1 protein-coding gene is annotated in these 481 nt (G+C 53.2%); it reads left to right on the top strand.

Annotated features, from left to right (window positions below):
• Positions 1 to 115: 115 nt before the first annotated feature.
• A partial coding sequence (locus D7Y13_RS42285) for a GTP-binding protein (RefSeq protein ID WP_279637195.1) occupies positions 116 to 481 on the top strand: 366 nt, incomplete at its 3' end.

Raw genomic sequence — 481 nt, 5'->3', positions numbered from 1 at the left:
ACTCTACAGTGCGGCCAAATTCACTCGCGGAATTTTTGCCGAGTTGATAGGCGATCGGGTCGAACGGCGATCGCTAATTTTTGCAATAATGTCTGGGTAATTGTTTGGGTTGGACATGGCCGCAAAAATTCCCGTTACGATCGTTACTGGCTTCTTGGGCAGCGGCAAAACCACGCTGATTCGCCATCTGTTGCAGAATAATCAAGGTCGCCGCATCGCCGTTTTGGTCAACGAATTTGGCGAACTGGGAATCGACGGCGATCTGCTGCGATCGTGTCAGGTTTGCCCCGAAGATGAGCCGGATGCAAACGTGGTCGAGCTGACGAACGGCTGCTTGTGCTGCACGGTGCAGGAAGAATTTTTGCCCTCGATGCTGGAGTTGCTGAAGCGGCGCGATCGCATTGACTGCATTTTGATCGAAACTTCTGGCCTCGCTTTGCCCAAACCGCTCGTCAAAGCGTTCCACTGGCCGGAAATTCGC

The sequence above is a fragment of the Corallococcus praedator genome (assembly GCF_003612125.1).
GTDB classification, from domain to species: Bacteria; Myxococcota; Myxococcia; order Myxococcales; family Myxococcaceae; genus Corallococcus; species Corallococcus praedator.
The sequence above is the reverse complement of the archived record's forward strand: the minus strand, read 5'-3'. Positions and strand labels throughout refer to the sequence as shown.